Origin of the sequence: Pseudomonas sp. So3.2b (genome assembly GCF_019464415.1) — a bacterium.
In the GTDB taxonomy this organism is placed as follows: domain Bacteria; phylum Pseudomonadota; class Gammaproteobacteria; order Pseudomonadales; family Pseudomonadaceae; genus Aquipseudomonas; species Aquipseudomonas shahriarae.
Genome location: NZ_CP080494.1, coordinates 2412403 through 2427337, shown reverse-complemented (window position 1 = coordinate 2427337; position 14935 = coordinate 2412403). Strand labels below are relative to the sequence as shown.

General features: G+C 57.0%; 8 protein-coding genes, 2 tRNA genes and 3 rRNA genes. 3 read left to right on the top strand and 10 right to left on the bottom strand.

Going from position 1 to position 14935, the window contains the following annotated elements; all coding sequences use genetic code 11:
- Position 1: 1 nt before the first annotated feature.
- The 9 genes from K1X80_RS11070 to K1X80_RS11030 all read right to left on the bottom strand — a co-directional run bounded on the left by K1X80_RS11070 (position 2) and on the right by K1X80_RS11030 (position 11485).
- Positions 2 to 2419: a TonB-dependent siderophore receptor gene (locus K1X80_RS11070; protein WP_370693723.1), complete on the bottom strand. Its 2418-nt coding sequence runs from the start codon at positions 2417 to 2419 to the stop codon at positions 2 to 4.
- A 110-nt stretch (positions 2420 to 2529) separates the two neighbouring features.
- Complete coding sequence (locus K1X80_RS11065; protein ID WP_220172888.1) at positions 2530 to 3504, bottom strand: FecR family protein; 975 nt, start codon at positions 3502 to 3504, stop codon at positions 2530 to 2532.
- Entirely contained in the window at positions 3501 to 4013 is a 513-nt protein-coding gene (locus K1X80_RS11060) for a sigma-70 family RNA polymerase sigma factor (RefSeq protein WP_120732445.1), read from the bottom strand. Before K1X80_RS11060 ends, K1X80_RS11065 begins: the two co-directional genes overlap by 4 nt.
- Positions 4014 to 4130: 117 nt before the next feature.
- Complete coding sequence (gene mrdA, locus K1X80_RS11055) at positions 4131 to 6023, bottom strand: penicillin-binding protein 2 (RefSeq protein WP_128593927.1); 1893 nt, start codon at positions 6021 to 6023, stop codon at positions 4131 to 4133.
- A 231-nt stretch (positions 6024 to 6254) separates the two neighbouring features.
- Positions 6255 to 6370, bottom strand: a 5S ribosomal RNA gene (rrf, locus tag K1X80_RS11050).
- 172 nt (positions 6371 to 6542) lie between these two features.
- Positions 6543 to 9436, bottom strand: a 23S ribosomal RNA gene (locus tag K1X80_RS11045).
- 248 nt (positions 9437 to 9684) lie between these two features.
- Positions 9685 to 9760 (bottom strand) — tRNA-Ala (locus K1X80_RS11040).
- 30 nt (positions 9761 to 9790) lie between these two features.
- Positions 9791 to 9867 (bottom strand) — tRNA-Ile (locus tag K1X80_RS11035).
- Between the two features lie 81 nt (positions 9868 to 9948).
- Positions 9949 to 11485: ribosomal RNA gene (locus tag K1X80_RS11030) — 16S ribosomal RNA — on the bottom strand.
- Together the 16S, 23S and 5S rRNA genes with 2 tRNA genes alongside form the textbook arrangement of a ribosomal RNA operon.
- Positions 11486 to 12181: 696 nt before the next feature.
- Here K1X80_RS11030 and rhtA point away from each other — a divergent pair.
- Both rhtA and K1X80_RS11020 read left to right on the top strand, forming a co-directional pair.
- Entirely contained in the window at positions 12182 to 13069 is an 888-nt protein-coding gene (gene rhtA / locus K1X80_RS11025) for a threonine/homoserine exporter RhtA (RefSeq protein ID WP_220172887.1), read from the top strand.
- A gap of 169 nt (positions 13070 to 13238) precedes the next feature.
- Complete coding sequence (locus K1X80_RS11020; RefSeq protein WP_057445083.1) at positions 13239 to 13520, top strand: hypothetical protein; 282 nt, start codon at positions 13239 to 13241, stop codon at positions 13518 to 13520.
- 4 nt (positions 13521 to 13524) lie between these two features.
- Here the strand turns inward: K1X80_RS11020 and K1X80_RS11015 are convergent, their stop codons facing one another.
- Complete coding sequence (locus tag K1X80_RS11015) at positions 13525 to 14085, bottom strand: TetR/AcrR family transcriptional regulator (RefSeq protein WP_057441472.1); 561 nt, start codon at positions 14083 to 14085, stop codon at positions 13525 to 13527.
- A 90-nt stretch (positions 14086 to 14175) separates the two neighbouring features.
- Between K1X80_RS11015 and K1X80_RS11010 the strand changes: the two genes are divergently transcribed.
- Entirely contained in the window at positions 14176 to 14907 is a 732-nt protein-coding gene (locus K1X80_RS11010; protein WP_057441470.1) for an SDR family oxidoreductase, read from the top strand.
- Positions 14908 to 14935: the final 28 nt, after the last annotated feature.

Here is a 14935-nt window from a genome sequence, read left to right as displayed (position 1 = left end):
CTCACCAATCGTAGGACACGGCCAGGGACGCGGTGCGCTCCTGGCCGTAATAGCAACCAAAGGAGTAGTTGCAGGACGAAACGTACTCGCGGTCAAACAGGTTCTGCACGTTGAGGCTGGCTTCGGCGCCCTTGAATGTGGGGCTGACGCGGCTCAGGTCGTAGCTGACGGTGGCGTCAAAGACCACGAACGACGGGGTCTTGAAGGTGTTGGCCGAGTCGCCGTACTTCTTCCCGGTATACCGCGCACCACCGCCTACGGTCAGGCCGGCCAGGGCATCGCTGGCAAAGTGGTAGTCGGCCCAGGCACTGGCGCTCCACGGCGCCTGCGCCTCGCTGCGGTTGCCCTCGTCGCCGTAGTTGCTCTTGGTATAGATCGCGTCCAGGTACGACAGCGCACTGATCAACTCCACCTGGCCAAACCGGGCCTTGCCTTCAAATTCCACGCCCCGCGAGCGCACTTCGCCTTCCTGCAACTGGTATTCGCGATAGATCAGATCGCCGGTCAGGACGTTTTTCTGTTTGATCTGGAACACCGACAAGGTCAGCAGCGACTGGTCGTTGGGCTGGTATTTGAGGCCTGCCTCATACTGCTCGCCCTCCACCGGTTTATAGGCGCCGCCGCCACGCGCCGGGGCCAGCCGGCCGACGCTGGGCAGAAACGACTCGGCATAACTGACGTAGGGCGCCAGGCCGAAGTCGGTGAGGTAAGTCAGGCCGACGCGACGCGTGAGCTGCTTGTCTTTCTGCGACACCGTGCTGTGGTCCAGCAGGTCGCGATTGATTACTTCGGCCCAGTCTTCACGCAGGCCCATGGTGAGGATGAAACGGTCGAACTTAATCTGGTCCTGGGCATAGAGGCCGGTCTGCTTGACCGTGTTGTTCCACTTGGTGGTCAGTTGCGGCTGGCCAAAGGTGTGGTAGTTGGACGGCTGGTAGAGGTCGATGATTTCTGCGCCGTAAAGGTTGTAGCCCTGATATTTACGGGTGAACTCGCGGTGATCGAAGCCCACCAGCAAGGTGTGTTCCAGGGCACCGGTGGCGAACTTGGCCTGAAGGTTGTTATCGAGGGTGTAGGCGCTGTTGTGTTGGCGCCAGTCGAGCTTGGTGCGGCTGGCGCGGGTATCGTCGGTGCTGCCATCGGGCAGCTCGACGAAGCGGTTCAGGTAGAAACCTTTGTAGCGGTCGTTGACGTCGGTAAATCGCGCGGTCTGGCGGTATTCCAGGTTGTCGTTGAAGGCATGGGAGAAGTCATAGCCCAGCACATACTGATCGCGAATATAGTTGTTCCAGTCGGAGTCGCCGAGGAAGGTATCGCGGTCGATATGCTGGCCTTTGGAGTTGCGGTACAGGGTGCCGATGGCCGGCAACGCCTGGTAGTCGGCCAGGGATTTGTCACGTTGGATCTGCGCATAGATCGTCAGGGCAGTGTCATCCGTGGGCGCCCAGGTCAGGCTGGGGGCCAGCAAGGTGCGGCTGTCGGTGGCATGGTCGACCATCTCGTTACCGTCGCGGACCAGGCCGATCAGACGGTAGCTCAAGGTTTTTGCCTCATCGAGGGGGCCGCTGAAATCGAGGGCGCCATTGACCCGGTCGTAACTGCCCACGCCAAACTTGACCTGGTGCCGGGCTTCAGTGGTGGGCCGCTTGGACACCAGATTGATCATGCCGCCCGGCTGGTTCTGCCCAAACAGCACTGAGGCCGGGCCCTTGAGCACTTCAATGCGTTCCAGGGTGTAGGGATCAATCTGTGGCGCACCACCGAGGCTGCCGGCGTAAGGCAGATAAGCGCCATCGAGATACAACAAGGTGGGCGCGAAGCCACGGCTGGTCAGCTCGTCGGCGATGGTGTTGCGATCGGTGTAGCCGTTGGTGTCGACGCCTGGGGTGTAGCGCAGGGACTGGGTCAGGTTGCGTGCGCCCTGGACCTTGACCTGGTCGGCGGTGACCACGTTGACGGTCTGCGGGATCTCCAGGATCGGTGTATCGGTCTTGGTGGCCGTGGCGCTGCGAGTGGCCACATAGCCATCCACCTGGCCCCAGGCATCTTCCGCGACCAGGCCGGTGACGGTGGTGGCGCCAAGGTTCAAGGCGCCGCCTTCGGGCAGCAGGTACAGGCTCCAGGTGCCATTGTCGGTGACGGTCAGGCCCAGGCCGCTGCCGGTCAGCAAGTGTTGCGCGGCCTGTTCGGGGCTGTATTGGCCCTGCAACGCCGGCGCGCGGCGGCCTTGCAGCAAGGCCGGGCTGACCGACAGCGTGCGTCCGCTTTCCCGCGACAGCCGGCTCAGGCTATCGCCGAGGGCTGCAGCGGGCAGATTGAAATATTGCTGGGTGCTGGCGGCCGTATCGGCCAGGGCGGCCACGGGGTGGCCGACCACAGCCAGGGTTACGGCCAGGGTCAACAGGCAGGGACGGATCATCGAGGGTGCCATAGGGTGAGGATGCTCATTGTCAGGTTGGCGTTCCCTAACCTTGACTCGCGAGATCGGCGACCCCCTCACGCTGAGTGAAAATAATTCCCATTGGCTGCTCAGCGCACGTCAATCAGGGTCAACCAGGGGCCGTAGTGACTGATGCGCAGAGGGAAGGTCTGGGCCAGCGACTCCAGGGTTTGCTCCGGATCATCCAGTGGGTACACGCCATAGACGCGTACTTTTGCGGCTTGCTCACTGACCCGCAGCACGCCCCGGCGATACGGCCGCAGGGCGTCGATCAGCAGGCCCAGGGGTTCATCACGGATATCCACGCGACCGTCGCGCCAGTCCGTGCGGCTGCGTACCGAGAGCGGTACCGGGCGCACATCGACATCGCTGAACCACGCCGCCTCCCCCGCCTCTACACGGCGCTGGCTGCCGCCGAGCGTGGTGACCTGGACGCTGTGCAATTGCACCGAGGTCAGGCTGCCGGTGGCCTCCTGGCGCACCATGAACTGCGTGCCCAGGGCCTGGACTTCGCCCTGGGCGGTGGCGATCACAAACGGCCGGCGCGGGTCGGCGGCGACGTCCACGAACACTTGGCCCTCACGCAGGCGCACCAGGCGACGGCTGTCGCTGAAGTGGATGTCCACCGAACTGCGGGCATTGAGACTCAGGCGGCTGCCATCGGCCAAAGCGAAAGTCTTGCGCTCACCGGTGGCGGTGTGGCGGTCGGCCCACAGGCCATTGAGCGGCTGGGCGCGATCAAAGATCGCCGCACCGCTGACACCGAACAACACCAGGGCCAGGCCACCGCGCAGCACCTTGCGTCGCGATTCGGAATCCGGCGTCGCCAGGGCCTGGGTAACGGCGCGCAATTGGCCGGGACTGCGGGCTTCGACGCGCTGCAAATCAGCAATCGGCTGCTGCAGCAAACTGCCCACACGCTGCCAGGCAATGGTGTGCTGGGGGTTGGCCCGCAGCCAGGTTTCGAAAGCTTGGCGCAGCACAGGGTCGTCATCCCCGGCCTCAAGGCGTAGCAGCCAATCCACGGCGGCGCGAGTGGTGGCGTCCACCTTGGGGTAACTCATGTCAGGTCCGCCGACTCGGCCAGGCAGTGCAGGAAAGCCCGGCGCAGATCGCGCTCTACCGTGGCCAGCGACACGCTCAACTGCTGGGCGATGACGGGCTGCGACAAGCCTTCGAGGCGATTGAGCATAAAGATTTGCCGGACACGCGGCGGTAGGCCGTTGAGCAGGCGATCGATGCTTTCCAGCGCTTCGCGCACCAGGGCCAGGTCTTCTTCCGAAGGGGTATAGGCGTGCGGCAACTGCGCCAGGCTGTCGAGGTAGGTCTGCTCCAACCGCTTGCGTCGCCAGAAGCTGAACAACAAGCGGCGCGCCACGGTACTGAGAAACGCGCGGGGCTCCTCGAGTTGATGGAGCTGGCGCGCGTCCAGAATGCGGATAAACGTGTCCTGGGTCAGGTCCGCCGCATCTTGCGGGCACTTGAGCTGACGATACAACCAGGCGCGCAACCAGCGATGGTTGTCGTCATAAAGCGTTGCCAGAAGGACCTTGGGATCGGTAGGAGTAGACACGCGGGCAGCCAAGCACGTTAATGATAATTCATCTCATTATCTGCGCAGACTGCGGCTAAATGCAATTGCTTATCTACCCAGCGAAACCTCGCCCAAGACGGCTTGACGATACTGGCGTTAGACACGAGGGTCGCCCGATGTCTTGGCCGGCGTGGCGTACTGCGGTTTCAGGTGGCCTTGTTGATCGAGCAACCAGGCATCCATGATCTGGCGCACCACCGGGCCTGCCACGCGGCCGCCCGCCTCGCCGTTTTCAATCATCACTGAAATCACGATCCTGGGGTGCTCGGCCGGGGCGAAACCGACGAACAATGCGTTGTCGCGGTTGCGCTCGCGGGTCTTCAGGCGGTTGTAGCGCTCGCCCTGCTTGATTGCCACCACCTGCGCGGTACCACTCTTGCCCGCGATCCGGTACTGCGCACCGGCGGCCGACGCCCGGGCAATCCCGCGCGGGTCGTGCATCACCATTTGCATGCCGTGGTTGACCTGATCCCAGTCGCGCGGGTTCTTGAGGACGATATTGGGCATGGGGTTTTCGTCCGCTGGCGGCACGCCGTCGATGGTTTTTGCCAAGTGCGGACGATTCCACACGCCCTTGTTGGCGATCAGCGCCGTGGCCTGGGCCAGTTGCAACGGAGTGACCTGCATGTAGCCTTGGCCGATGCCGAGGATCACGGTTTCACCCGGGAACCAGGGCTGGCGACGGGTTGCACGCTTCCAGGCCTGGGACGGCATCAGGCCGGCGGATTCTTCGAACATGTCCAGGGAGACTTTCTGCCCGAGACCGAATTCAGCCATGTAGTCGTGTAGGCGGTCGATCCCCAGCTTGTGGGCCAGGTCGTAGAAGTAGGTGTCGTTGGAACGCATGATGGCGGCGTCCATATCTACCCAGCCATCACCACTGTGGTTCCAGTTGCGGTATTTGTGATCAAAGTCCGGCAGTTGGTAGTAGCCGGGGTCGAAGACCCGGGTCTGGGCGGTGACCACGCCGCTGTCGAGACCGGCGATAGCCACTTCCGGCTTGATCGTCGAGCCCGGCGCATACAAACCGCGCAGCACCCGGTTGAACAAGGGGCGGTCGAGGGAATCATGCAACGCGGCATACTCCTTGAAACTGATGCCGGTGACGAACGAGTTGGGATCGAAGCTGGGTTTGCTGACCATCGCCAGGACTTCGCCGGTTTGCGGGTCGAGGGCCACGACTGAACCGCGACGATCACCCAGGGCTTCTTCGGCGGCTTCCTGGAGCTTGATATCCAGGCTCAGGACGATGTTTTTGCCGGGGACCGGGTCGGTATGCTTGAGCACCCGCAGGACTCGGCCCTGGGCATTGGTCTCGACCTCTTCATAACCCACATGGCCGTGCAACTGCGACTCATAGAAGCGCTCGATGCCGGTTTTACCAATCGACTGCGTGCCACGGTACTCGACCGAATCCAGCTCCTTGGACTCTTTCTCGTTGATGCGCCCCACGTAACCAATGGAATGCGCAAAGTGTGCACCCAGTGGGTAGTGCCGCACGAATTGCGGCTCGACCTCCACGCCGGGCAGGCGGAATTCGTTGACGGCCAATATGGCGATCTGCTCTTCAGTCAGCTCATAGAACAACGTCACGGGCACAAACGGGTGGCGCGCTTGCTTCAGAGCCTTGTCGAAGACGGCGCGGTCTTCGGCTGGCAGGTGCAGCAGAGCGATAATCGAGTCCAGCTCCCCTTTCAGGTCAGTAGCCCGTTCGCGGGTGATGGTCAGGTTGTAACTGGGACGGTTATCGGCCAGGACCACACCGTTACGGTCATAGATCAAGCCGCGAGTCGGAGTGATGGGCAGAACATGGACACGGTTGTTTTCGGAGATGGTGGAGTGATAGTCGAACTCCACCACTTGCAGGAAATACATGCGGGCGACCAGGGCGCAGGTGATGCCAAGCACCAGTATTGCGCAGGCCAGCAGGCGCTTGTTGACCAGACGGTGCTCTTTTTCGTGGTCTTTGATCGGTATGGCTTCGGGCATTTCTACAGCATCTCGTTGAATAAGGGCGATGCCGCATCCTGCGGTAGAAAAGTCGGTCCCTAGGAAAAGCTGCTGCACCATACCAAATATGACGAAACACTTTGTATTGAATTGACCGAAGGGTAATTGAGGTGGGTAGCGGCAGAGTTGCGGGTTAGTTTTTACGCGCGCCTTTTCGACCGCCCAAAACAAAACCCCAACGGCTTTCGCAATTGGGGTTTCGGAATTTAATCTTGACGATGACCTACTCTCACATGGGGAAACCCCACACTACCATCGGCGATGCATCGTTTCACTACTGAGTTCGGGATGGGATCAGGTGGTTCCAATGCTCTATGGTCGTCAAGAAATTCGGGTACTGAGTCGTGACCAGATGGCCTCGCTTCAGCAAATTGGGTATGTGATAGCTTTCGGTGTTTTGTGAGATTCGAACTTTCGGTTCATTTCGTCTTCACACACCGCAATCTGATGCTTTTGCTTGTTTCCAAGTCAAGAGTAGTCAAATTGCTTGGGTGTTATATGGTCAAGCCTCACGGGCAATTAGTATTGGTTAGCTCAACGCCTCACAGCGCTTACACACCCAACCTATCAACGTCGTAGTCTTCGACGGCCCTTCAGGGAACTCAAGGTTCCAGTGAGATCTCATCTTGAGGCTAGTTTCCCGCTTAGATGCTTTCAGCGGTTATCTATTCCGAACATAGCTACCCGGCAATGCCACTGGCGTGACAACCGGAACACCAGAGGTTCGTCCACTCCGGTCCTCTCGTACTAGGAGCAGCCCCTCTCAAATCTCAAACGTCCACGGCAGATAGGGACCGAACTGTCTCACGACGTTCTAAACCCAGCTCGCGTACCACTTTAAATGGCGAACAGCCATACCCTTGGGACCGGCTTCAGCCCCAGGATGTGATGAGCCGACATCGAGGTGCCAAACACCGCCGTCGATATGAACTCTTGGGCGGTATCAGCCTGTTATCCCCGGAGTACCTTTTATCCGTTGAGCGATGGCCCTTCCATACAGAACCACCGGATCACTAAGACCTACTTTCGTACCTGCTCGACGTGTCTGTCTCGCAGTCAAGCGCGCTTTTGCCTTTATACTCTACGACCGATTTCCGACCGGTCTGAGCGCACCTTCGTACTCCTCCGTTACTCTTTAGGAGGAGACCGCCCCAGTCAAACTACCCACCATACACTGTCCTCGATCCGGATAACGGACCTGAGTTAGAACCTCAAAGTTGCCAGGGTGGTATTTCAAGGTTGGCTCCACGCGAACTGGCGTCCACGCTTCAAAGCCTCCCACCTATCCTACACAAGCAAATTCAAAGTCCAGTGCAAAGCTATAGTAAAGGTTCACGGGGTCTTTCCGTCTAGCCGCGGATACACTGCATCTTCACAGCGATTTCAATTTCACTGAGTCTCGGGTGGAGACAGCGCCGCCATCGTTACGCCATTCGTGCAGGTCGGAACTTACCCGACAAGGAATTTCGCTACCTTAGGACCGTTATAGTTACGGCCGCCGTTTACCGGGGCTTCGATCAAGAGCTTCGCGTTAGCTAACCCCATCAATTAACCTTCCGGCACCGGGCAGGCGTCACACCCTATACGTCCACTTTCGTGTTTGCAGAGTGCTGTGTTTTTAATAAACAGTCGCAGCGGCCTGGTATCTTCGACCGGCATGAGCTTACGGAGCAAGTCCTTCACCCTCACCGGCGCACCTTCTCCCGAAGTTACGGTGCCATTTTGCCTAGTTCCTTCACCCGAGTTCTCTCAAGCGCCTTGGTATTCTCTACCCAACCACCTGTGTCGGTTTGGGGTACGGTTCCTGGTTACCTGAAGCTTAGAAGCTTTTCTTGGAAGCATGGCATCAACCACTTCGTCATCTAAAAGATGACTCGTCATCAGCTCTCGGCCTTAGAATCCCGGATTTACCTAAGATTCCAGCCTACCACCTTAAACTTGGACAACCAACGCCAAGCTGGCCTAGCCTTCTCCGTCCCTCCATCGCAATAACCAGAAGTACAGGAATATTAACCTGTTTTCCATCGACTACGCTTTTCAGCCTCGCCTTAGGGACCGACTAACCCTGCGTCGATTAACGTTGCGCAGGAAACCTTGGTCTTTCGGCGTGGGTGTTTTTCACACCCATTGTCGTTACTCATGTCAGCATTCGCACTTCTGATACCTCCAGCAAGCTTCTCAACTCACCTTCACAGGCTTACAGAACGCTCCTCTACCGCATCATCCGAAGATGATACCCGTAGCTTCGGTGTATGGTTTGAGCCCCGTTACATCTTCCGCGCAGGCCGACTCGACTAGTGAGCTATTACGCTTTCTTTAAAGGGTGGCTGCTTCTAAGCCAACCTCCTAGCTGTCTAAGCCTTCCCACATCGTTTCCCACTTAACCATAACTTTGGGACCTTAGCTGACGGTCTGGGTTGTTTCCCTTTTCACGACGGACGTTAGCACCCGCCGTGTGTCTCCCATGCTCGGCACTTGTAGGTATTCGGAGTTTGCATCGGTTTGGTAAGTCGGGATGACCCCCTAGCCGAAACAGTGCTCTACCCCCTACAGTGATACATGAGGCGCTACCTAAATAGCTTTCGAGGAGAACCAGCTATCTCCGAGCTTGATTAGCCTTTCACTCCGATCCACAGGTCATCCGCTAACTTTTCAACGGTAGTCGGTTCGGTCCTCCAGTTAGTGTTACCCAACCTTCAACCTGCCCATGGATAGATCGCCCGGTTTCGGGTCTATTCCCAGCGACTAGACGCCCTATTAAGACTCGCTTTCGCTACGCCTCCCCTATTCGGTTAAGCTCGCCACTGAAAATAAGTCGCTGACCCATTATACAAAAGGTACGCAGTCACCCAACAAAGTGGGCTCCCACTGCTTGTACGCATACGGTTTCAGGATCTATTTCACTCCCCTCTCCGGGGTTCTTTTCGCCTTTCCCTCACGGTACTAGTTCACTATCGGTCAGTCAGTAGTATTTAGCCTTGGAGGATGGTCCCCCCATATTCAGACAAAGTTTCTCGTGCTCCGTCCTACTCGATTTCATGACTAAGAGATTTTCGCGTACAGGGCTATCACCCACTATGGCCGCACTTTCCAGAGCGTTCCGCTAATCTCAAAGCCACTTAAGGGCTAGTCCCCGTTCGCTCGCCACTACTAAGGGAATCTCGGTTGATTTCTTTTCCTCAGGGTACTTAGATGTTTCAGTTCCCCTGGTTCGCCTCTTAAGCCTATGTATTCAGCTTAAGATAACCATCTTATGATGGCTGGGTTCCCCCATTCAGACATCTCCGGATCAAAGTCTGTTTGCCGACTCCCCGAAGCTTTTCGCAGGCTACCACGTCTTTCATCGCCTCTGACTGCCAAGGCATCCACCGTATGCGCTTCTTCACTTGACCATATAACCCCAAGCAATCTGGTTATACTGTGAAGACGACATTCGCCGAAAATTCGATAATACTCAATTTGAGTAACTCACAAATTTTACCTTAGCCTGATCCGTTACCAGTGAAAGTAACGTTCAGTCTATCTTTCTATCACATACCCAAATTTTTAAAGAACGAACTAGTCAAAGACTAGAAATCAACATTCACCATCGCATTGATGGAATGCTCATTTCTAAGCTTTATACAGACAGAAGCAGTAGTGGTGGAGCCAAACGGGATCGAACCGTTGACCTCCTGCGTGCAAGGCAGGCGCTCTCCCAGCTGAGCTATGGCCCCGTATTTCTACAGGCGTTTCCCACACAAAATTGGTGGGTCTGGGCAGATTCGAACTGCCGACCTCACCCTTATCAGGGGTGCGCTCTAACCAACTGAGCTACAGACCCAATTTCGGGCTGCTTCTTTCGTCTTCTTCAATGAATCAAGCAATTCGTGTGGGAACTTATGGAGCAGCTGATGTCGTCGATTAAGGAGGTGATCCAGCCGCAGGTTCCCCTACGGCTACCTTGTTACGACTTCACCCCAGTCATGAATCACACCGTGGTAACCGTCCTCCCGAAGGTTAGACTAGCTACTTCTGGTGCAACCCACTCCCATGGTGTGACGGGCGGTGTGTACAAGGCCCGGGAACGTATTCACCGCGACATTCTGATTCGCGATTACTAGCGATTCCGACTTCACGCAGTCGAGTTGCAGACTGCGATCCGGACTACGATCGGTTTTGTGGGATTAGCTCCACCTCGCGGCTTGGCAACCCTCTGTACCGACCATTGTAGCACGTGTGTAGCCCAGGCCGTAAGGGCCATGATGACTTGACGTCATCCCCACCTTCCTCCGGTTTGTCACCGGCAGTCTCCTTAGAGTGCCCACCATTACGTGCTGGTAACTAAGGACAAGGGTTGCGCTCGTTACGGGACTTAACCCAACATCTCACGACACGAGCTGACGACAGCCATGCAGCACCTGTCTCAATGTTCCCGAAGGCACCAATCTATCTCTAGAAAGTTCATTGGATGTCAAGGCCTGGTAAGGTTCTTCGCGTTGCTTCGAATTAAACCACATGCTCCACCGCTTGTGCGGGCCCCCGTCAATTCATTTGAGTTTTAACCTTGCGGCCGTACTCCCCAGGCGGTCAACTTAATGCGTTAGCTGCGCCACTAAGAGCTCAAGGCTCCCAACGGCTAGTTGACATCGTTTACGGCGTGGACTACCAGGGTATCTAATCCTGTTTGCTCCCCACGCTTTCGCACCTCAGTGTCAGTATCAGTCCAGGTGGTCGCCTTCGCCACTGGTGTTCCTTCCTATATCTACGCATTTCACCGCTACACAGGAAATTCCACCACCCTCTACCATACTCTAGTCAGTCAGTTTTGAATGCAGTTCCCAGGTTGAGCCCGGGGATTTCACATCCAACTTAACTAACCACCTACGCGCGCTTTACGCCCAGTAATTCCGATTAACGCTTGCACCCTCTGTATTACCGCGGCTGCTGGCACAGAGTTAGCCGGTGCTTATTCTGTCGGTAACGTCAAAATTGCAGAGTATTAATCTACAACCCTTCCTCCCAACTTAAAGTGCTTTACAATCCGAAGACCTTCTTCACACACGCGGCATGGCTGGATCAGGCTTTCGCCCATTGTCCAATATTCCCCACTGCTGCCTCCCGTAGGAGTCTGGACCGTGTCTCAGTTCCAGTGTGACTGATCATCCTCTCAGACCAGTTACGGATCGTCGCCTTGGTGAGCCATTACCCCACCAACTAGCTAATCCGACCTAGGCTCATCTGATAGCGCAAGGCCCGAAGGTCCCCTGCTTTCTCCCGTAGGACGTATGCGGTATTAGCGTCCGTTTCCGAACGTTATCCCCCACTACCAGGCAGATTCCTAGGCATTACTCACCCGTCCGCCGCTCTCAAGAGAAGCAAGCTTCTCTCTACCGCTCGACTTGCATGTGTTAGGCCTGCCGCCAGCGTTCAATCTGAGCCATGATCAAACTCTTCAGTTCAAACATCTTTGGGTTTTTAAGAAACCCTAAACTTGGCTCAGCAATCGTTGGTTACATCTTTGATTTCTCGCGGAGTAACTTGTGATGCTGATAATCTTGTTGACTATCAGTCTGACTCCACAAGCACCCACACGAATTGCTTGATTCAGTTGTTAAAGAGCGGTTGGTTAAGATCTTTCGTCTCAACCGAGGCGCGCATTCTACAGCAGCCTCATTTGCTGTCAAGTGATTATTTTCAGAAGTTTTCGAGGATTTCCTCAACAACTTCAACCACTTGCGCTTCCGATCTCTCGTTAGCGGGAGGCGAATTCTACAGCGTTACACGCTGCTGTCAACACCTCTTTTTCTCCGCTTTCGACCGAGAGGATCGAAACGTTAATAGAGCCAAACAACACTGCTCTACCAACTCCTTCTGGGCTTCGATGAACTGAATCAACTCGCTGCCGAATTCTGCGTAACTCTTTGTTTACCAAGGAGTTTTCCGTTTCGACTGCGCCGGAAGTGGGGCGAATTATAGACTTCCAGAATCTGCCGTCAACCTTTAATTTCATTTTTCTATCGAAGAGCCCAGCAACTCTCAAAAACCTCGCCTTCTATATAGAAGGCCCAAGAAATTGAGCAATATATTGCTCAATTGCCAGCAGTTGATCATCATAGTGCCCTCTGCCTCTATATGAATCAGGACAAACACCCCCAATGACCACCTCATCCCGCAGCCTGGGCTCGGCGCTGTTTCCTGTTGGCCTACTGCTGATTGCCATGGCCTCTATCCAGTCGGGCGCTTCACTGGCCAAAAGCATGTTCCCGATTGTGGGCGCCCAAGGCACCACCACCCTGCGCCTGGTTTTCGCCAGTATCATAATGCTGCTGTTGCTGCGCCCCTGGCGCGCCAAACTCACCGCCAGGTCACTGCGTACCGTCATCGTCTACGGCATGGCGCTGGGCGGCATGAACTTCCTCTTCTATATGTCATTGCGCACCGTGCCCCTGGGTATTGCGGTAGCCCTTGAATTCACCGGCCCACTAGCCGTTGCCATCTATGCTTCCCGGCGTGCCGTCGACTTCCTGTGGATAGCCCTGGCCATTATCGGCCTGCTGCTATTAATACCCGTCGGTGAAGCAAGCCAAGGCGTCGACCTGACCGGCGCCGCCTACGCATTGGGTGCGGGGATCTGCTGGGCCCTCTATATTCTGTTCGGCCAGAAGGCTGGCGCGGACAATGGCGTGCAAACCGCGGCTCTCGGCGTAATGATCGCCGCACTGTTCGTCGCCCCCATCGGTATCGTCCATGCCGGTAGCGCGCTACTGACACCCGCGCTGATTCCGATCGCCATTGGCGTGGCGATTCTTTCCACCGCCCTCCCCTACACCCTGGAGATGGTCGCCCTGACCCGCCTGCCCGCGCGCACCTTCGGCACGCTGATGAGTATCGAGCCCGCGTTCGGTGTGCTTTCCGGGCTGTTTTTCCTCCAGGAATACCTGTCCCTGGCGCAATGGCTGGCGATCGCCTGCATTATCCTGGCCTCCGTGGGCGCAACGCTGACCATGCGTAGCCAGTCAAAGCCAATCATCGCGGCAGATTGAGACAGGATTTAACGAAGCTCTGGCATTTGCCGCTCAATTAGGCCATGTTTAGGCTGTAACTCAGTGTCAGTCATGGAGATTTTCGAATAAGGACATCCACCGACCCTACACTTGAGAGCGAGCAAAGCCAGCATCGGGCATTCCAACGGCGCGGCTATTAAGGATGGTAATGAAGCGAATTTTGATACTGCTTGTCGTCATCGCCTTGGCTGGGTGTGCCGCAACCACCAAGACAGAAGTCAAACGCGGAAAGAAAGGGCTGCATATCAACTGCTCTGGCCTGTCCTCCTCTTGGGACCAGTGCTACACCAGCGCAGCCAACTCGTGCGGCAAGAAAGGCTACAGAGTGATCGCCAAATCCGGCGACAACAGCGAGGAGCCGGGTGACTACCCCTTCGGCATCAACCCGGCCGGCTATACCAGCCGTAGCATGATCGTGCTCTGCAAGTAAGCGCTCATTCCTGCGAAATTCTCTGACTGAGCTCTTCATAGCTCGATGCAAGTACCTGCGCCTGAACCTGCGGGTCGACCATCATCCTGGCCACCACCAGTGCACCCACACACTGGGATAAGATCGCCCAGGCCAGGCTTTCGCTCTCCAAGGTCCGCGCCCAATTGGCCTGCAGCCGGCAAATCCACTCCTGGGCGTGTTGGCGTACCGCGATATCCGCACGGGCAATTTCCGCGCCCATGCTCGGCAAGGCGCAACCGTCTTGCACTTGCTCCACATGGGCCATGCTCAGATAGAACTTGAGGCAGCGCTGCAGGCGCTCCCGACTCTGCACCTCGCCCACACTCAAACGCTCCAGGCTTTGGCTCAACTCATGCTCGACGATGGAGCTGAACAGCGCGTCCTTGGACGAAAAGTGGCTATAAAAAGCCCCGCCACTCAGGCCAATGGCTTTCATCAGCCCATCTACGCCAACGCTGGCAAACCCTTCTTTTTTCGCCAGGGCCGCACTGCTGTGCAGGAGCTTGTCCCTGGTTTGCTGCTTGTGACTGACTGAATAGCGCATCGCCTCTCCCCTTGAAGACACCACCTTGACGCCTGCCGAATCGTAGCATAACGTTCGTTTAGTTAACGATCGTTTAACCAAGGACTTGCCATGACTGAGAATAAGAAAATCGTACTGGTCGTCGGCGCAGGCGACGCTACAGGCGGCGCCATTGCCAAGCGTTTTGCCCGCGAAGGTTATGTGGCCTGCGTCACCCGACGCAGTGCCGACAAGCTGCAACCCCTGGTGGACAGTATCCAGGCTGCGGGCGGCGAGGCTCACGGCTTTGCCTGCGATGCACGCAAGGAGGACGAGGTGATCGCGCTGATCGAGCAGATCGAAAGCGAGCTGGGTCCGATTGAGGCATTCGTGTTTAACATCGGCGCCAACGTGCCGTGCAGCATCCTCGAAGAAACCGCCCGCAAATATTTCAAGATCTGGGAGATGGCCTGCTTCTCAGGCTTCCTCAATGCCCGTGAAGTGGCCAAGCGCATGGTGACCCGCCAGCGCGGGACGATTCTGTTTACCGGGGCCACCGCCGGGTTACGCGGTGCCGCAGGCTTTGCCGCCTTTGCCGGGGCCAAACACGGCATTCGCGCCCTGGCCCAAAGTATGGCCCGCGAGCTGGGCCCGATGAACATCCATGTGGCCCACGTGGTCGTGGATGGCGCCATCGACACGGACTTCATCCGCGACAACTTCCCAAGCAAATACGCGCTCAAGGACCAGGACGGCATTCTGGATCCCGAGCATATCGCCGACAACTATTGGCACCTGCACCGCCAGCCACGGGATGCCTGGACCTTCGAACTGGACCTGCGCCCCTGGAACGAAACCTGGTAAGCACGCCAACATAACAATAAGCAGCGAG